Source organism: Siphonobacter sp. BAB-5385 (assembly GCF_002261125.1).
GTDB lineage: Bacteria > Bacteroidota > Bacteroidia > Cytophagales > Spirosomataceae > Siphonobacter.
This window is the reverse complement of record NZ_NMPS01000252.1, coordinates 38892-58067: the sequence shown is the minus strand read 5'-3', so window position 1 is coordinate 58067 and position 19176 is coordinate 38892. Positions and strand designations below refer to the sequence as shown.

17 protein-coding genes are annotated in these 19176 nt (G+C 48.1%); 2 read left to right on the top strand and 15 right to left on the bottom strand.

Annotation, left to right across the window (positions count from 1 at the left end; genetic code table 11):
- Positions 1–59 precede the first annotated feature (59 nt).
- Complete coding sequence (locus BWI93_RS26525; protein WP_094816951.1) at positions 60–1235, top strand: MraY family glycosyltransferase; 1176 nt, start codon at positions 60–62, stop codon at positions 1233–1235.
- 57 nt (positions 1236–1292) lie between these two features.
- Here the strand turns inward: BWI93_RS26525 and BWI93_RS26520 are convergent, their stop codons facing one another.
- The 12 genes from BWI93_RS26520 to BWI93_RS26470 form a co-directional block, all read right to left on the bottom strand.
- The gene (locus BWI93_RS26520; RefSeq protein WP_094816950.1) at positions 1293–2117 is read right to left on the bottom strand and encodes an alpha/beta hydrolase family protein; all 825 of its coding nucleotides are present in this window, start codon (positions 2115–2117) and stop codon (positions 1293–1295) included.
- Positions 2118–2215: 98 nt separating this feature from the next.
- A complete protein-coding gene (locus tag BWI93_RS26515) occupies positions 2216–2797 on the bottom strand; it encodes a chemotaxis protein CheB (protein ID WP_094816949.1) in 582 nt (193 codons plus the stop codon).
- Positions 2779–3588 carry a protein-glutamate O-methyltransferase CheR gene (locus BWI93_RS26510; RefSeq protein WP_094816995.1) on the bottom strand — a complete coding sequence of 270 codons (810 nt, stop codon included), beginning with the start codon at positions 3586–3588 and terminating at the stop codon, positions 2779–2781. Before BWI93_RS26510 ends, BWI93_RS26515 begins: the two co-directional genes overlap by 19 nt.
- Positions 3589–3602: 14 nt before the next feature.
- The gene (locus BWI93_RS26505; RefSeq protein WP_094816948.1) at positions 3603–3968 is read right to left on the bottom strand and encodes a response regulator; all 366 of its coding nucleotides are present in this window, start codon (positions 3966–3968) and stop codon (positions 3603–3605) included.
- A 44-nt stretch (positions 3969–4012) separates the two neighbouring features.
- A complete protein-coding gene (locus tag BWI93_RS26500; protein ID WP_094816947.1) occupies positions 4013–7624 on the bottom strand; it encodes a response regulator in 3612 nt (1203 codons plus the stop codon).
- A 52-nt stretch (positions 7625–7676) separates the two neighbouring features.
- Positions 7677–9218: a response regulator gene (locus BWI93_RS26495; RefSeq protein ID WP_369679230.1), complete on the bottom strand. Its 1542-nt coding sequence runs from the start codon at positions 9216–9218 to the stop codon at positions 7677–7679.
- 380 nt (positions 9219–9598) lie between these two features.
- A complete protein-coding gene (locus tag BWI93_RS26490) occupies positions 9599–10177 on the bottom strand; it encodes a fasciclin domain-containing protein (RefSeq protein ID WP_176454349.1) in 579 nt (192 codons plus the stop codon).
- Between the two features lie 44 nt (positions 10178–10221).
- On the bottom strand, positions 10222–10524 hold the full coding sequence (locus BWI93_RS26485; RefSeq protein WP_094816945.1) for a hypothetical protein: 303 nt from the start codon (positions 10522–10524) through the stop codon (positions 10222–10224).
- Positions 10525–10572: 48 nt separating this feature from the next.
- Positions 10573–11460, bottom strand: a complete 888-nt coding sequence (locus tag BWI93_RS26480; protein ID WP_255158087.1) for a zinc-binding dehydrogenase — start codon at positions 11458–11460, stop codon at positions 10573–10575.
- A complete protein-coding gene (locus BWI93_RS29260) occupies positions 11346–11807 on the bottom strand; it encodes an alcohol dehydrogenase catalytic domain-containing protein (RefSeq protein WP_255158086.1) in 462 nt (153 codons plus the stop codon). The genes BWI93_RS26480 and BWI93_RS29260 overlap by 115 nt, the downstream gene beginning before the upstream one ends.
- Positions 11788–12579: an SRPBCC family protein gene (locus BWI93_RS26475; protein WP_094816944.1), complete on the bottom strand. Its 792-nt coding sequence runs from the start codon at positions 12577–12579 to the stop codon at positions 11788–11790. Before BWI93_RS26475 ends, BWI93_RS29260 begins: the two co-directional genes overlap by 20 nt.
- Before the next feature lie 370 nt (positions 12580–12949).
- On the bottom strand, positions 12950–13666 hold the full coding sequence (locus tag BWI93_RS26470; protein WP_094816994.1) for a hypothetical protein: 717 nt from the start codon (positions 13664–13666) through the stop codon (positions 12950–12952).
- Positions 13667–13897: 231 nt separating this feature from the next.
- On the opposite strand from BWI93_RS26470, the gene BWI93_RS26465 reads away from it, so the two are divergent.
- Positions 13898–14842 (top strand): glycosyltransferase, encoded by a 945-nt coding sequence (locus BWI93_RS26465; protein WP_094816943.1) that lies wholly within the window; start codon positions 13898–13900, stop codon positions 14840–14842.
- A 249-nt stretch (positions 14843–15091) separates the two neighbouring features.
- Here BWI93_RS26465 and BWI93_RS26460 read toward each other — a convergent pair whose 3' ends face one another.
- The 3 genes from BWI93_RS26460 to BWI93_RS26445 all read right to left on the bottom strand — a co-directional run bounded on the left by BWI93_RS26460 (position 15092) and on the right by BWI93_RS26445 (position 19150).
- Positions 15092–16117: a glycosyltransferase family 9 protein gene (locus BWI93_RS26460; RefSeq protein WP_094816942.1), complete on the bottom strand. Its 1026-nt coding sequence runs from the start codon at positions 16115–16117 to the stop codon at positions 15092–15094.
- A gap of 204 nt (positions 16118–16321) precedes the next feature.
- Positions 16322–17290 (bottom strand): glycosyltransferase family 2 protein, encoded by a 969-nt coding sequence (locus BWI93_RS26450; RefSeq protein WP_094816940.1) that lies wholly within the window; start codon positions 17288–17290, stop codon positions 16322–16324.
- A gap of 96 nt (positions 17291–17386) precedes the next feature.
- Positions 17387–19150 (bottom strand): carbamoyltransferase C-terminal domain-containing protein, encoded by a 1764-nt coding sequence (locus tag BWI93_RS26445; protein WP_094816939.1) that lies wholly within the window; start codon positions 19148–19150, stop codon positions 17387–17389.
- Between the last annotated feature and the right edge of the window lie 26 nt (positions 19151–19176).

Below are 19176 nucleotides of genomic sequence, written 5' to 3'. Positions count from 1 at the left end.
GTACCTGGCAGAGCCCACCCGCCATACTTGATCGAACCAACTGTATTGAGTCAAACGGTATGATAACAGCGTTACGTCAATTCCTGAACGAAGCATTTGTTCAGGTCATCATTTCCCTCCTTGCCGCATGTTGGCTTACGGTTGAAGCAATTCCAGTCATTATAAACATTTCCCGGCTCCGTAACCTGATGAAGGAACCCGAAGCCCGGAGTGCTCACTCCAACAGAACGCCCACGCTGGGTGGTATTGCCATTTTTGCCGGTACCATGATCGGCTACTTTCTCTGGCAGCCCGACGGTGAGACACATCTGCATCACTTAGCCATTGCCGGTATTATTATCCTGTTTTTCACGGGAGTTAAAGATGATATTCTGGTGATTGCTCCCATGAAAAAGATGCTGGCCCAGATTTTCGCCTCGGCTCTGGTCATCATTGGTGCGGATTTACGAATCAACGATTTCTTTGGAATTTTGGGTATTCACCAGATTCCTTACCTGATTAGCGTATTACTCACGGTCTTTATCTTCATTGCCCTTACAAATGCGATCAATTTGATTGATGGGATTGATGGTCTAGCGGGCGGCATTGGATTGATTGCTTCGATGATTTTTGGATCCTGGTTCCTGTTGAATGCCCAGTATCCGCTGGCCATTCTGGCGGCTTCTCTATCGGGGTCTTTACTCGGGTTTATACGCTTTAACTTTTCCCGGACCAGTAAGATTTTCATGGGTGATACGGGCTCGTTGATTCTGGGCTTTGTATTGACGCTATTTGCCGTTAAGTTTATTCACTTGAATACGGGAGCCGGAGCCATTCTCGATGCCCCTATTCTGGCAATCGTCGTACTGGTCGTACCGATTTTCGATACACTTCGCGTGTTTATCATTCGGATCATGGACGGTCGTTCTCCGTTTACTCCGGATAAAAACCATACGCACCACATTCTGCTGGCTCAGGGACTCAGCCACTTTCAGGCCACTTGTGCCCTTTGTGGGTTGACCATTAGTTTAACGGGCTTTTTCCTGCTCATTCGTCATTCCATCACGACGAATCAAAGCCTGCTGATTTTAGTAGGCTTGTTTATTGCCTATAACTACGCGAGCTATCTGCTGATTCGCCGCGTGGGTTACGTTGACCCTTCGCTGGCGGATACGGCTCAGAAAAAGCAAATCAAACGCGAAGCCAAGGCCCGGCTCAAAAAGATCAAACGCCTTCGGAAAGTATACGAAAACTAGCTTTCCAGAAACGAAAACACCGGCTCATCACCGGTGTTTTTTTTGTTATCAGGGTTCTTACTTCTGCCGATCAAAGTACGTCCGCATGTAGAGTAACTGATACGGCAGGGCATTGCTCCAGTACGGCCAATTGTGACCACCGGGACGACTAATGAAGTCATGGGGAATGTTCCGCTCCAGCAGTTTGTCGTGCAGATTACAGTTTACCCGGTAAAAGAAATCTTCACTTCCACAGTCGATAATCAGTGCTAGGGAATTTGGCGTCAGCAGATGCACCAGATTAATGACGGTGTTTTGCTCCCATTTTTCAGGAGCCTGAGCGTAGGTGCCTAAGCGTTTGGCAATGTCCCAGTTATTGGGAAAGGGCCTGAAATCGACCCCGCCACTCATACTACCCGCTACACCGAACACGTCCTGATGCCGAAAGGCCAGATACAACGCTCCGTGACCACCCATACTCAGACCCGTAATACCCCGGTGTTGACGGTCTTTTAGCGTTTTGTAATGTTCATCAATCCAGTTAACTAATTCAGTAGCTACGTACGTTTCGTACTTATACGATGGATCCACGGGGCTATCGAAATACCAGCTCGAAAATTGTCCATCTGGACACACGATGATTTGCTGGTAGGCATCAGCCCATTGCCCGATGGTGGGCATTTTCTTGGCCCAGTCGCTGTAATTACCGCTGTAGCCATGCAACAGGTATACCGTCGGAAAGGCTTTCCCGGCGGTATACGCGTCCGGCGTAATCACGACTGCTTTAATCGATTTTTTCATGGAGGCACTGTAGGTATTGACAGTGTCTACTTTGGCGGCCTGGCTACGTTCAGCCTTACCCAACCACACACAAAACAGGAGAAGAGTACAAAGGGTACGCATACGAAAAGAAAGAAAAGTTTACGGGACGAATATGCGGAAACTTTTCCGGGCTAGTTCTCCGGTAGTGCCTGATTTTTTCATGAATGTGTTTGCTCTGCCTAGCCGAGGGAATTGAGGTAAGCAGCCAGTTCGTCCATCGAGAAAATGTAATCAATGACCGTATGCGTAATGGCGTGCTGGGGCATAAATGGAGCCTGTGCGGTTTCCGGATGCTGGGCAATGGTCAGGCCACCCGCTTTTTTAATGGCCGTCAGCCCAGCCGTACCGTCAGCATTCGCCCCGGAAAGCAGCACGCCCACCGTTGCCGAACCAAAGGTATCCGCTGCGGATTCGAAGGTTACATCGAGGGAAGGCCGACTGTAGTTCACTTTCTCCGAAGCATCCAGGGCAAAGATCATTTCCTGTTCGATCAGCAGGTGGTAGTCCGCTGGAGCAATGTAAATATTCCCTTTTTCCAGTACGTCCTTATCCTCTACTTCGCGAATAGGAATGCGGGTTCGGGTCGCAAACAAATCGGCCAGCGTGGAATCCACCGAACTTTTCCGATGCAATACGATGATCAGAGCAAAGGATATGGGAACCTTTACATTGGGCAATAGCTTCATCAACGCATCAATGCTGCCCATTGATCCGCCAATGACGACGAGCTTATACGCAGGAGTTAATAAATTTTCCGCCATATTTTCTCTCGGTTCAACTGCCGGTACTGGGCAGCAACGCTTGAAAACTTCAGCGTTTCCTTGGAGCCCAGAGCCAGATACCCCAGCGATCCCAGACTTTCATCAAAGAGGCGTAACACCGTCTCCTGCAAGTCTTTATCGAAGTAGATTAAGACGTTCCGGCAAAGAATTAAATCAAATTCATTAAACGAACGATCCGACACCAAGTTATGGGTGGAAAAGATCATCTTTTCACTCAGTTCTTCCCTGAATTTTACCTGTCCGTAATGAGCGGTATAGTACGAAGAAAAGTCATGAATTCCTCCCGATGCAATGTAGTTTTCGGAGTATAGTTTCAGGTGCGGTAACGGAAAAATTCCCTTACGGGCTTTTTCAAGTACCGTTGGATTGAGATCAGTGGCGTATAGTAAAGATTTGTGCAGAAGATTCAGCTCTTTCAGCAAAATCGCCATGGAATACACCTCTTCGCCCGTCGAACAACCCGCGTGCCAGATTCGGAGAAAAGGCTTCGAACCCAGGCTGGGTAATACCTCGGTTCGCAGCGTTTTATAAAACTGAGGATCGCGGAACATTTCGGTTACATTAACCGTAATTTCTTCCACAAATCGTTGCAGGTAAGTAGGATCGGACTTGATTCGGTAGCGAAGTTCCGCAAAGCTGGGAAACTTGTCTAACGAACACAGCCGTAAGATTCGTCGTTTGAGAGAAGCTTTTGAATAATTCGTAAAATCGTATCCGTATAATTCAAATAAATCACTCAACAAAATAGTTATTTCATCCTCTTCAATCATCATACTCTATCCGGTTACACCCGATCCAGCAGAGCTAATAAGCGGTCTACATCAATCGGTTTAGAAATATATTCTGTCGCTCCGGCACGCAGGCATTTTTCCCGATCCCCCACCATCGCCTGAGCCGTTACGGCAAAAATCGGCGTATTCCGTCGATGTTCGATTGCCTGTATCAGGGGCATAGCCTCGTATCCATCCATTTCGGGCATCATCATGTCTATTAAGATGGCATCAATGAGTTCATCCGTTCGCAGTAAATCCAGGGCCTCCTGAGCACTCATACGCGACACGCATTCGTAGGATTTGGACCGTAAGGTAGCCGTTAGTGCAAAGATATTTTTGGCATCATCATCGATGATCAATACGCGTTTTTTACCCATAGCGAATGCTTCGTTAGAAAACAAAATCGTTCCAGCCGATACCCTTAAGATCGTTCGTACAACCAGACCCGTAACAACGACAGCAACTGATCGACATCCACGGGTTTGGTGATATAATCAGAGGCTCCCGCCTGAATGCATTTCTCCCGATCGCCCGTCATGGCTTTAGCCGTAACGGCAATGACCGGCAAGTCTTTCCACTGGTAATTTTCGCGAATTTTACGGGCTGTTTCGTACCCGTCCATTTGCGGCATCATCATGTCCAGCAGCACCACATCGATCGTCGGATTTTCCTGTAATTTCTCCAGTGCTTCCTTACCATCCAAGGCCGTAATGACGTTCATTTTATAATTCTCCAGGGCTTTCGACAGCGAGAAAATATTCCGAATATCATCATCGGCTACCAGTACGGTTTTGTTATGCAAAATCTGACTCAATTCACCCAGTTTTTTAGGACCTCCCGTGGCCTGAGCCGACTGTTTTTGGTCTTCCACCAAATGCAGGAATAGCGACACTTCGTCGAGCATCCGCTGGTAGGAATGGGCCGTTTTGACGATGATTGAATCTGCGTACTTTTTGATGCGTAATTCTTCCGACATGGACAGGCTCTTCCCCGTAAAAATAATGATTGGGAAGTTCTCCAGTCCCGGGTTACGCTTGGCTGCTTCGAGCATTTCGTAGGATTTCGTATCCGGAATGCCCATGTCCAGGATGACGCAGTCGACTTCGTTTCGTTTTAACGCTTCAACGCCCTGGGAAATATCGCTTTTCAGTTCAGAATTAATATTGAACGTTTCCAGGAAGTACGCCAGGGCTTTCGCATGCTTGGGGTTGTCTTCAATGATGAGTACCTTCTTCGGATTCCGGTTCAATACATACTCGATTTTCTTGAATACCTCATGCATCTGTTCGTAAGCCATAGGCTTGTCCACGAAGTCTACAGCCCCTTTCATCAGGCTCTCGTTTTTCAGCTTGTGAGACGACATGATGTGTACCGGGATGTGACGCGTTTGCGGATTAGCCTTCAACGCATCCATGACCTCCCAGCCGCTCATGACGGGCAACTGAATATCTAGGAGAATGCCCATGGGCTTGTAATGGCTGGCTAGTTTCAATCCTTCATCCCCACGAACGGATACAATTCCTTTGTATCCTTTTCGCCGGGCGTATTCCAGCAGGGACTTGGCAAAAGCAGTATCGTCCTCGATAATCAGTATGCTCTTATCATCTTCCTTAATACTTTGCCGATCATCGGGAATACTTTCGGGAATGGATGAGCTAATAAACTGCGGTGACTCTTCTTTCACCGGAATCGGTGCTGGCGTTTCTGCTTCGGCTTTCCGCGATACGATTTGTACCACGGGCTCATGTACCGTAAGGGCATACACGTTTGAAACGGGAATCCGAACCGTGAACTCACTGCCCTGATTGGCTTCACTAGCCAGTACCAACTCTCCACCCAGCAGTTTCACTAATTCGCGGCTGATCGATAATCCCAGTCCCGTTCCACCATACTTGCGTTTCGTAGAGCCATCAGCTTGCTGAAAGGCTTCAAAAATGAGTTGTTGTTTCTCCCGAGGAATGCCAATACCCGTATCCTTCACCACAAAGTCAATCATGCCGGGCCGTTCCGCATCATTCTTCACGATAATCGATACCGAACCCGTGGCGGTAAACTTGATGGCATTCGAGAGTAGATTTTTCAGAATCTGACCCAGTCGCATCCGGTCTGTTTCGATGACGCTAGGAATATTGGGTTCTACTTCAATAGCAAACTCCAGATTTTTTTCTTTCGCCAGTGGCGTAAACAAGGCCCGGAGTTCTTCCAGAATATCCGAGATAGCCACATTCAAATATTCGAGTTTCATCTGCCCTGCTTCAATTTTAGACAGGTCCAGAATCTCATCAATCAGCCCCAGTAATCCATTGCCCGAAGACTGAATGACCTTCGCGTATTCAATCTGGTCGTTCGATAAATTGTCTTCAGAATTTTCGGCCAGTAATCGACTTAATAAAAGAATGGAGTTGAGCGGGGTACGCAACTCGTGCGACATATTCGCCAGAAACTCCGATTTATAACGAGTCGTTAATTCCAGTTCTTCCGCCTTCTTCTGGATTTCGTCGTTCTTTTCTTCCAGCAAGACACTTCGCTCCTCTAATTCCGTGTTGGTTTGCAGTAATTCTTCCTGCTGTACCCGCAATTCTTCTTCCGAAGCCTGCAGCTTCTGAGCCTGTGCTTCCAGCTCCGCATTGAGGTTTTCAAGTTCGTTATGTTGAGCCTGCAATTCTTCGGACTGAGCCTGCGTTTCCTCCAAGAAGTTCTGCAATTTAATATAATCCAAAGCCGCGTTCGTAGCTATGGCCAGATCATCCTGATTGCTTCTTAAAAATTCCAGTTCTAATTCACTGGGCTTTTGTAAAAATCCAAGTTCAATCACCCCAATACAACTTCCTGCGTAAAGCAAAGGCAGTACGACTAAGGCCTGAATTGGAGCCGTTCCTAAGGAAGAAGTGATAGGTAGATAATCGGTGGGTAAATCTTCGATTACTTTTATTTTTTTCTGCTCAATCGCCTGTCCTAAAATCCCCTGACCCATGTATACAAATTCCGGTACTTCTACTACGGCCTGACTGCTCGCCAGACTAAATTTAGAGCTGGTATCAATGAAGTATACCGTTCCTACGGGAGCTTTAACGTAGTTAGTAATCGTCTCAATCATACGGGAAGCCAGCGTTTTAAAATTACGCTCGCCCGCAATGGCCGTACTTAGTTCAACTGCTCCGGTTTGTAGCCAATCCCGGCGTTGCAGATCATTAAAGGTAGTTTCCAGAGACTCTACCATACCGTTTAGAGCTTTGGAAATCCGGCCGAGTTCATCCTCTTTTTCGTCCTCGCTACGGATAGAATAATCTCCCGCGGAGATCCTGGCGGCCACGCCTTCCATCGCAACAATTCGCCGAACCGATTCATCGTATTGCTGCTGAGCCAATTGCTGTTGTACCAGGCGATTGTCTAAATCTTTTTTAATCCGACCGTAAGCATAGGCTGTAATTAACGTTGAAATAATGGCAGCAATTCCTAATAAAACAGGGGTGAAATTGATGTAGAATTGCTGTTTCTCGATTCGACTCTGCAGAATGGATGTTTCGTACTTTTTAATACGCTCTACCGAAACCCGAAGATTGTCCATAATCTTCTTACCAACCGCCATTTCCTCGTTTTGCTGGGCCGTGTCACGCGTCATGTATTTAGCCCGCCGAGCCCGATTGATGATCTTCTGCATCTGGTCGAACTTGGCCGTATAAAGTTCCTTTACCTGATTCAGACTCTGTTGCTGGGCTACGTTCTCCTGAGTCAGCTCTTTTAACTTGACATACGTAGCATTGACTTTCTCATAAGCTCCGTTGTAAGGATTCAGATAATCCGAATCCAGCGTTAGCAGAAAACCGCGTTGTCCGGTTTCAGCGTCTTTCATGTACGAGATGATATTCTCCGACTCTAAAATCACCTGATTGGTATGATTGACTAGTTTCGAGTTATCGATTAACCCCTGAATACTGTAGAAAGAAGCCGCTAAACTAATGAGCAGTAATACCGTAGAAATGGAAAATACGACCTGCAATTGTCGTATTACGGAATGCGTTGTTTTAGGCATGGTAACGATTATAGGGATTCCGGCGTTTCGCTGGTCTGATGTATGGGTAAAATCAAAATGAAACTAGCACCTTCGTTTGGTCGGCTTTTCGCGGAAATAAGTCCGTTATGTTTGTCCATGTTTTCTTGGCAATTGCCAAACCAATACCGGTACCTTCGTAACTACTTTGATCGTTTAACCGCTGGAAGATGATAAAAATACGCTGCAGAAATTTTTCATCGAACCCAATGCCATTATCCTCCACGACGATCCGGCAATAGTCGCCGCTTGAAGAAACTTTACTTTCGACACTTTTCTCCTCAATTCGTTCTGCCCGTATCTGAATAACGGGTGGTTTTCCCGCAGCCGTAAATTTTAAAGCATTACTAATCAGATTTTGAAAAACCTGTCGGATACGACTGGGAATGGTATCAATTACCGGTAATTCTTCAATGAATAAAGTAGCCTGTTTGCTACGAATAATTTCTTCAAAATCATTTAACAGCTCCTGAATAAGCGTATTTAAATTCGTAGGCTGAAAGGCAGCCGATACGGAAAGCTGGGAGTACTCCAATACGTCATTAATCAGGCGTGACATCCGGGCGGAGGAATGAATCGAACGCTCCAGATAAGCCACTGCTTCCTGGTTTTCTTTCAGATATTTTTCTTTAATAACGTCATTAAAGATCTGAATTTTTCGTAGCGGTTCTTTTAAATCATGCGAAACTACCCAGGCAAATTGTTGTAATTCGTGGTTCGTACGTTCCAGTTCAACATTTTTAATGAGCAGCTCTTTTGTCCGCGATTCAACTTTTTGTTCCAATAATTCAGCTGCTAATTTTTGCTGATGAATATCGGTCAGCGTACCCACCCAGCGAACGATGATGCCTTGTCGCTTGATGGGTGTAATGCGTAGCAGGTGATAGCGGCATTCCTCTGATTGAAGCTCTTTTAAACGCACTTCGCAGGTAAATTCAACGCCTGTATTTCGCTGCTGATTCCAGGCTTCCCAGGCGACATCATCCGGATGCGTTTCCGGAAAGGTCCCCGAATCGGACGAGTAATGAAACCAGTGTTCATTAACGAATTCGATTTGTCCCTCACCCGTAACGGTAAAGGCCATCTGGGGCAATGACTCAAGCGTCGAGCGTAGCTCCTGCATGCGTTCGGCGAGTTCTTCCTGAGCCTGTTTCCGCACTTCGATTTCAGTAAGCAGCGAACTTTGAATGGCCCTTAATTCCTGCTGCTGTTCGTACAAACGATTGAGCGTTTTGACTTTGAGTAGCAGAATATCGGGATCTACGGGTTTGGTGAGGTAATCCATTCCACCAGACGTATAGCCCTTGGCAATGAACTCCTTTTCTTTGTTAACTGCGGAGAGGAAAATAATGGACGTATCCTTCGCCTTACTGTATCCGGCAACGGCCTGAGCCACCTCAAAACCATCCATACCCGGCATTTGGACATCCAGAATAATAACTGAATAGCTCTGATTCAGGACTTTTCTGAGTGCCTCTTCTCCTGATACTGCAGTATCAACGGAAAATTCATGCAGTTCGAGGATCTTTTTGAGGGGAAGAATATTTTCAGGCCTATCATCCACAAGAAGAATCATATCCAACGAAACTGTTTTAAATCAAAATAATAGAGCCTTAAGCACATACCGGGGTTTATATACGATTTAAGAAAGGCGAACCGTACGTCCATAGAAAGCACTGGATAAGGTCTGGTAAATTTACAATAGAATTCGTTTAGTTTATCCAAACAAGGGCATCTCTACCCAACGAGAATAACCATTCCGATAAAAATATGTTTGCTGTAGCGAAATACTTAAGGCTTAATTTTAACGAAAACGCTCACTTTCTGGAGAAAGTGAGCGTTGACTTGGCGTAAATTCTAACATATATCAATTCATTTGAGCACGAAGAGCTGGTGAATTGATTGGTTTGATCAGAATTCAGCATTTACAAACGAATGTTCTGTACACGGCTTTGTTCAGGGTCTTAAAATTGAATTCACCATGTGAACGACACCATTTTTCTGTAGCTCCTCCTTCGGACTCAAATACGCCAACGTTCCTTTCCGATCCTGAATGGCCAGTTGTTTACCTTTTTGTACGACCATAATTTTCTCTCCGTCCAACGTCACCAGGGCGACTTGACCGTTTCCTTTCTTCAAAGCTTCCTGCAAACTACGTACCGTCCATTTACCCGGTACAATGTGTAAAGACATGATTTTCTTAAGCTCTTGTCCGTGATTATCGTCTTCCATTAAAGGATGAACTTGAGAGGCTCCCTGAAAAGCCGAATCGGTGGGAGCGAATACTGTAAATGGTCCCGGTCCCTGCAAAGTCTGGACCAGTCCTACGCCCCGGATGGCAGTCATGAAACTGTAAAACAGGTGCGAGTTATTGATGTTTTGTACGATATCCTTGGTAGGATCCATTTTTACGGGCTTCCGGTTGGTTACCCGCATGGTAGTATCATAGGTAGATTCGGTTCGCTCCTGACGATTTTTTTGAGCCTGTAGCGTAAAGCTCAGCAGCAAACCCGTGACAAGCATGACGGTTTTCATTCTCATTATTGGATAAAGTGGGATGGATGATTAATCAGGATTACTTAAGAGGCCGTTCCGCTCTGGGCAGCCTCCCAGGCTTCGGGTACATCCTCGCGGGACAGCTCAACGTATTGAACCTCTGAATAAAAGGGGGTACCCTGCCCGGCCACATAGACGGCGTATAACTGGCCCGTATGGATATCGACTAAGAGGTCCGTCCAGGAATCATCGCCAACGACGGCTGCTTTTGTAAACTCACCTGTGCTGGACAGCAAGTCGGACGCCTGCTGCGAAAATTCACCCGTAGTTGTAACTTTCCGTTTATCGGTCAGAAACGTTGGACCCGCTACTGATAACGTACGCATAAGCAATAGATTTAGTTAGGAGTTTAGTTAAAGCTTTCAAAAATTCGGCTAGTCGTTTCTAGAAAGAATTGCATGGGCCATGCTCCCTGAATCATGGCCGATCCAACCTGTTTCAGGGAACAAAACGGCTCGCATACAGTGGTCACGACTCTCGTAGAACAGGTCATAGGCCTGTTGTCCCTGCTCCAGTCCTACCCGGTGCGTAATTAGGTAGGAAGGGTCTACCTTACCATCCCGTACGTATTCGAGTAATCGTGGAATGTACTTCTGGGCGTGCATCTGACCCATCTTAAACGTCAGAGCTTTATTCATGGCCGCCCCCATCGGAATTTTGTCGGCAAAACCGCTGTAGACGCCCACAATAGAAACGGTCCCTCCTTTGCGGCAGGCCATGATGGCTTCCCGCAGTACCACCGGACGGTCGTTTTCCAGGCGTACATATTGTTTGGCCCGATCGTAGTAGTAGCCGATCCCTTCGCCGAAGGCTTCCATACCCACCGCATCAATGCAGACATCGGGGCCACGGCCACCGGTTAGCTCTTTGAGGGCATCCTGAATGTTTACTTTTTTGTAATTCAAAATATCGGTAGCTCCCCCGATCAGTTGAGCGGTTCGGAGGCGTTCTTCGTGACCGTCAATCGCGATGACTCGTTCGGCTCCGAGCAGGCGAGCACTCTGGATGGCCATCTGTCCTACCCCACCGCAACCCCAGACGGCAACGACCTGGCCGGGTTTTATATCGGCCATATCCGCCGCCATGAATCCCGTAGGAAAAGCATCCGAACAGAATACGGCAGAATCGTTGGCAATGCCTTCAGGGATTACGAAACAGCCTTTTTCGGCAAAGGGTACCCGAATGTATTCGGCATGACTCCCCGCATATCCACCAAAAGCGTGCGAGTATCCGAAAATCGCTGCTCCGGAATCACCGAACATTTTTCGGCTATGTACGCATTCGGATTGGTGTTGTCACAAAGTGAATACGACTGTTCCTGACAATGCTGGCATTCCCCACAGGCAATCACTGAAGCGACGACTACACGGTCACCTTTTTTAAGTTTCTTGACTTGTGGACCCGTTTCCACCACTTCACCGATGAACTCATGACCCAAAATATCGCCCGACTGAACCGTGGGAACGTAGCCGTTAATTAAGTGCAGATCAGAACCACATACCGACGACAGGGTAACGCGAATAATGGCGTCGTGGGGATTGATAATGCCCGGATCGGGGACGTTTTCGACCCGCAGATCGCGGATTCCATTATAACACAGGGCTCTCATAGGTTTCTTGCTTTTTAGATGGTTCGGCTTTATCGGATACACGTTGGCCGGAATACTGGGCTTCACTCACCGGCAATTCGCCCGTTTCAAGCAAATTTTTAAAGCGACGCAGGTCTTCTTTGACCATCTGACCAAAGGCAGGATTAAACAGCGAAGCGAGGGCCTGCCCGGCGTAACCCGCTGGTGCCTGATACCGAATGATGGCGTGAATTTCAGTACCCCGTCCACCGGGGGCATCTTTAAAGTAAACCTCTCCCGCATTATCGACGGTGGCTTCCGCTACCGAACGCCAGAGCAATCGTTCATTTTCCACTTCTTCCAGTATTTCAGCATCCCACTCGATAGTCCCTAAACCTTTGGGAACCGCCGCTACCCAATGGGAACGTTTGGCATCGATGGGGGTTACACTCGCTAAATGCTGCATAAACCGGGGCAGGTTATCGAGTTGTCGCCAGAAAGCGTATACCTCCGAGCGGGGTCGGTTTACGGTTATTGTTCGACTGATTTGCAGGGGTTCAATTTCCTTATCAGCCGTATTACGCCCCACGGCCTGATTCATGGGGCAGTAACCCGAAAGGCCGCGATATAGCATATAGCCACCCGCCGATAGCAGAGCCCAGTGTTTGACCGGACGACGAATGGCGTAGAAGGTTAACAAAGCTCCACTAAAGGCAGAAATCATGCGTTCGGTAGAGCCAATATTGACCTGACCTGATCCGCTAGGCTGAGGACTAATCGTTTCCTCAACGGAATACTTTCGTTGAAATACCATATTCTGTTTCAGGTTAAAATGGATAATAAATAAGGCTGTATTCGATGAAACAGCGTATTAAAATAAGTATCTATTAATTGCGAAAAATCCATACCTACTAATCGACTGAGCAATCCCCTCAACACATTTAAAAAAAGCAATAAACAATAGTACTCTAATTCCATTATCCAATGATAACAGTATTCATTTTATACTTTCATTGAAAGGATTTTGAAAAACTTGTATTCTAATTATTTATTCCTAGTTTAAATTACGACTAGAAGTTTTTATTCATAAATTATATACATGTCAATGGAACATTACATTAGTATTTATCTGATCATTAAATCAATAATCAATAAATTTTCAAAGTCAGTAGATTAGCTTTCGTTTACTTTGGCGTATAGGTCAATTGTACCACTACTCCCTGGTCACCATTTTCGTTATTCCGTCGCCAACCGATCGCCAGGGGCAAGTGTTTGGTCAGGTATACTTCCGCTCCTACAATCAGTTGTCCATACTCATGCGTACCCGATGCCCAATCGCCCAATACGTGGAATTTCTGGTTGATGATTCCAATATCAAAACCCAGATGTGCCCCTACCAGGGCCCCATCACCGAGGTACCGACGGGTACCCGTATACGTCCCCAATACTAGCTTGTAACGGTCATCCTGAAAGCTTCCACCCAGGTTGGCGTACGCAAACCCAAGCCATTTTGTATGATGCTCGGCGGCTACGTTTAAGCCCGTATGCCCGCCCAAACCCACATGAATTTCGTCGGTCAGATCAAATACCTTTTGGGCATTCAAAAGTACCAATGGGGCGTAGGGCATCTGCGTCGTCGTGTCGTTATGAAGCCAGCTACCTTCCTGAGGCATATATTCAAGATTGTACAGGTTAGCTCCTACTTCCCAATTTTTCCCTAACCCGTAGTTAAAGGTTGTCGATGAACGAAATTCTTCCCGGCTAAAATCTACTTGTTGCTGAGCTAAAATTTTTCGTTTAGGAGTAATGTCCGAGGAGGGTACATTAAAAATCGTTTGCTGGGCTTTCAATGTAAAAGAAGCCAGCAATAGTCCACCCAGAAGGCAAACTTTATTCCGCATAATTTTCATTCAGATAAGTCAGTTTGATAGGTAATCTATTCATCCGTTCAAAAATTGAATAAAAACCAATACCATACCTGTTCAACTTAAATTCAGTAGCTACTACAATCTATTAGTAGTAATTCAATTTTATCACCTTTTATCTTTTCAGTTAACCTTTTACGAAGTGGTTCATCTTTTTTACAGCTGTATTTACTTCCCTATACGTATCGATCCATCAACCTCAACTTCATGCGACCGTTAAACATTTTAATCTGGCACATTCATGGGAGTTATTTAACCGCTATTACGCAGACCGAACATAACTGGTACGTTCCTACGAAAGTCGGTTCTCCGGAAGGGTACGCGGGCCGGGGAAAGGATTCTACGATGCCGAATTACGTTCGGGAAGTTCCCGCCGAGGAAGTACGCCACCTTCCCCTCGATCTGATTATTTTTCAGACACCTCAGAACTATCAGCACGATCAGTACGAAATCCTGACGGAAACCCAGCGGCAGTTACCCCGCATTTATCTGGAGCACAATGCTCCCGAACCCCATCCGGTCTTTTCAAAACATCCCATGGACGATCCGAATGTGCTGGTGGTACACGTCACGCATTTCAATCGTCTGATGTGGGATTGCGGCAAACTACCGACGCGGGTCATTGAACACAACGTTGCCATTGACCCTGACCTTCGGTATTCCGGTCATCTTTCGCAGGGGATTACCGTACTCAACGAATTCAAGCGGCGTGGTCGCATGGTCGGTTTTGATCTGTTCGAACAGATTCGGCAGCAGGTACCGCTGACGACCGTTGGAATGAAGTCCGATGAAATCGGCGGTCTCGGTGAAATTCATTACCGCTACCTGCACCAGCGGGTGGCGGAATACCGATTCCTGTTTAGTCCCATGCGGTATACGAGTCTGCCGCTGGCGGTGGTCGAGGCCCTGACGATTGGGATGCCCGTGGTGGCTCTGGCGACTACCGAGATTCCTACGGTGCTTGAAGATGGCGTTCAGGGCTTTATCTCCAATGACCCCAAGATTCTCATTGAACGCATGCAGTTCCTGATCGATCATCCGGAAGAAGCCCGACGTATGGGAGCCAATGCCCGAAAACTGGCTCAGGACCGTTTTGGCAAAGAACGATTTGTTCGGGACTGGAATGCGGTATTTGCCGAGGTAGTCGGTTGATCGGTGATGGGATTTAGAGGGTTGAGTTTAGGGTTTAGGGTTTAGGGTTTAGGGTTTTGAGTTTGAATTAGGATTGAGGTTTGAATTAGCGTTTCAGGTACAAAGTTCGAATAAGCATGGTTTACTATCGATTACGCAAACCTTAACCCATAACAACCTTACATTTCAAATCCCAGCGTCGTTCGCTCAAACATTAAACTTTAATTCACACCTTAAACTTTAAACACTTAAACTTTAAACCCTCAAACCTTACACCTCAAACCCCTGATATGCCAACAGCTTCATAGCCTCTTCAATCACTCGCTCGGGGTCGGTTGCCTCGGCTTCGCGTATCGTCCGGTGCCGTTGTGGATTCAGGGGTCCCCATTCTTCGGGGCGGGACGTCGTGTAGATCACTACGCTGGGTACCTGCAAGGCAACAGCCAGGTGAGCTACTCCCGTATCGTTACTCAACAACAGCGAGGATTTTCGCAGGACCCAACCAAGACTCCCCAGATCCGTGGCTCCTGCTACTGATAATGCCGGATAATGCATCTGCTGCCGTACTTCCTCCACCGTTTGTTCTTCGGGCTGCGTACCCGTCAGCACTACCGTATAGCCCTGAGCCGCCAGTGCATCAGCGGCTTTGGCAAAGTGTGAAGCGGGCCAGCGGCGGGCGGATATACCACCGGGGTGGATACAAACGAATGGTTGCTGAATTATTTCGGACCATGCGGACAGAGCTTCCGCCCGCCGGGCATCGGCTTTGGTCAGCGGGAATTCCAGCGAAAAGTCCTGCGTCGGAATCCCGAGAAATTCCATCAATCGCACGTGTCGTTTTACTTCGTGTTCGTCCGGCGGATAAGGCATGAACAACCGTTCGTCCGGACAAAATTGCTCGGCGTGCTGCGTCGGATAATACCCCGCCGTCGCTTTCGCTCCCAGCAACAGTACCAGGGCATTGACAATCGTACCGTTGCCCTGCATTTGTAGCACGACATCGAAGTTCCGGCCCTGTATTTCCTGTAAAAAAGCTATTGTACGCGAAGCGTTCAGGGCTTGTTCGGGCAAACCAGGATAACCCGGAAAGGGAATAAATTCATCGAAATAAGCAGCGTACCTTCCCACAAATTCTTCGGCCCAGGGTAAGCTGATCAGACTGATGTGAGCGTTTGGAAAAGCCCGTCGAAGGGCTCGGAAGGCGGGTACGGCACAAAGCAGGTCGCCGACTTTCAAAGCCCGAAAAACGGCAATGCGTTCGGGCGTGTATCTTAATAGGGAAGTGAATTTGTCCATCGTTTAATCGAGTAAACGGATCTACTTTCAATTATCTGCAGCATTTTCCGCCTCTTTAACCAGATTTTTGAAGTACCTCTGAAAGCTTCCCGCCAATCTTTTCGGGCCTCTCGATCCACTATGGCTTCGAGCCCTTGCAGTAAAATGTTCAGCCTTTGTACGAAAACCTCTACATTATCGCGGGTGACAATTACGATACGGATATCAGGCATACAAAACCCGGTATTGAACGGCTCCGTAGAGTCGCCAGTAAATGGATAAAAAGGGCGTCGCCAGAGCCGACACGAGCGTAGTAGGCAAATGCCGCAGGGGCTGAGCCGTATTTCGCAATCGCCAGCTCACCAGAATTAGCGTTCCAAGAGCCCAGATCGCAAAAGCTCCAGTGCTGACCGTACCCGCTCCCGCCATTCCACTCCCTAGTCCCAGCAGAAAACTCACCACAAGGGTATAGTATAATCGCACCAGCGGAGCGTACGTTGGAATGCGTTCGCGGAACAATTGGGGATGCCGTTTGTACAGGAGGGCATCGTAGCGGTTTTTGCTTTCGTCTTTCAGGCAACCCCACCATTTCGCACGTCGAATGGGATGGATAATCACGGCCTGATTGGATTTCACAATCGGAATGCCGTGCTGGATAAACTTGAATTGCAGGTCACTGTCTTCCCGCCAGGCCCGATCGAACTGTTCTTCCAGTCCACCGACCTGCTCCAGCAACGAACGGATACAGGCACAGTTAGCCGTAACGAACTCAGCCGTTTCCAGCAGAGCCGTCGTGCGATCGTAATCCGTGGGAGTTTCCGAAAGCGGTACGACTACCCGGCCCGTAATCACCTGGGCTCCCTGAGCAAAGGCATCGAGTAGTACGTTCAGCCAGTTGGAATCGGGAATACAGTCGTCATCAGTAAAGGCGACATAGGGCGACCGGGCCTGCTGCCAGCCCCGGTTTCGGGCAGCGGCAGGTCCGCGACGCTGGGGCTGTCCATAATACCGAATCCGTACGTTGGTGTGAGCAGCGATACTCACGACCTGCACCCGCGTAGAAATGTCGTTGCCATCATCGACGACTAAAATTTCGTACGTTGATGGGTCCAGGGTCTGGTTGGTCAACGCTTGCAGGCACCGCTTCAGTAGTTCGGGCCGACGGAACGTGGGAATGATTACGGAAAGTTGCATCTCAGTTTTTCAGTTTGCAGTTTTCGGTCTTCAGTTTACAGTTGTTTGCTTACTCACCTGCTCGTTCCGATTATAAATCGGGGTGAGCGGGGCTCATTACTGAAAATTGTAAACGGAGGACTGAAAACTCACCTCCGCAGTTTTGGGATTTTTTTCGAGCATGAAACTGCCGATAATCAGAGCATCGAGCGGAGACGTCCAGAACGATTCTACAGCGTCGCGGGGGGAGCAAACTACGGGTTCTCCACGCGTATTGAACGAAGTATTGACCAGAATGGGCACCCCTGTTTTTTCGTAAAATGATTTGATTAAGTTATAGTAAGCCGGATTCTGTTGCGGATTGATGGTTTGTACCCGAGCCGTGCCGTCGGTGTGCGTTACGGCGGGAATGGCGTCTACTTTTTCCTCGCGGACATCGTTCACGAACAACATAAACGGTGATTTTCGGGAATTGATAAACCAGGCGGCGGCCTCTTCTTCCAGTACCACCGGGGCTACGGGACGGAAATCTTCCCGGTCTTTCAGGTCATTGAGGCGAGCCTGCATTTCCGCCGGGAACGGAGCCGCCAGCAACGACCGGGCCCCCAGGGCACGCGGACCAAATTCCATCCCCTGCTGGAACCAGCCGATGATGTTTCCTTCGGCCAGATACTCGGCTACCTCTTCCGCTACGTTGTCCAGGCGGCGGTAAGGCAGTTTCGACCATTGCAGAAACTGCTCGATTTCCTCGTCCGAATAGCTGGGACCGAGGTATACGTGTTCCATTTCGTAGTTCCGCTCGTCGGTTTTGCGTTGCTGGGCGTCAATCCACATTGCTGCTCCCAGAGCCGTACCGGCATCCCCGGCGGCGGGTTGCACCCAGATGTTTTTGAATGGCCCGCGATCCCGCAGACGAGCATTCATCACGCAGTTCAGAGCTACGCCACCGGCCAGACATACCGAATCCGCTTGCGTTTTTTCGTACAAAAACTGAAGCAATTCGAGTACCGTTTCTTCCAGCACCACCTGCACCGAATGAGCAATGTCGTAATGCATCTGCTCCAGTGGACCACCCTTCTCGCGGGCCGGGCCAAACGTGGCTTCCAGGTTGAGCGGATCGATGGTGTATTGACCCTCTTCTTTTAAATGAATCAGTCCTTTAAAATAATCTTTGTAGACGGGGTTACCGAACGAGGCCAGAGCCATCACCTTGTACTCATCCGAGGAGTGCAAAAAGCCCAGATAAGTCGTCATCTGCTCGTACATCAGTCCCAGGGAATGCGGCATGATTACTTCCCCAAGCAGAGTCATCTGATTGCCCTGCCCGTGCCAGTAACTCGTTGTAGCCACCTCCCCGCGACCGTCCAGTACCAGTACCGCCGCGTTCGTATACGGGCTGGGCAGGAAGGCACTCGCCGCGTGGGATAAGTGATGATTGGTAAAATGCCACTGGTACGGTCCCAGTCGGGAAGCTCCTTTAAATCGGGCCGCCAGGTGCAGCGGTACGCCATCCACCAAATGCCCCGGAGCATTGACGATGGACGCCAGAAATAGCGAATCCCAGGGATTATGCCAGTCACCCGTCGAGGCCGTAGGTTTCAGCGGAATTAGTAGCGTTTCGGCCTGCGACTGCTCGCCCAGTTGAATATACGGATCAAACGAATAAGCGATGTGATCCACTTCGGCCAGCGTGATTCCAGCTTTCTTCAGGCAAAAATCAATGGCATGATACGGAAGTTCGTAGGTAGAAAAAGGAATGGGCCGTTTACCGTGTTTGATGTGCGTAAAGCGTTCTTCTTCGGCAGCGGCCAGCACTACTCCGTCTTTGACGAGAGCAGCAGCCGGATCGTGAAACGCAGCGTTGATTCCTAGTGTGTACATGGATTAAAAATGGGTTTAGATGGATT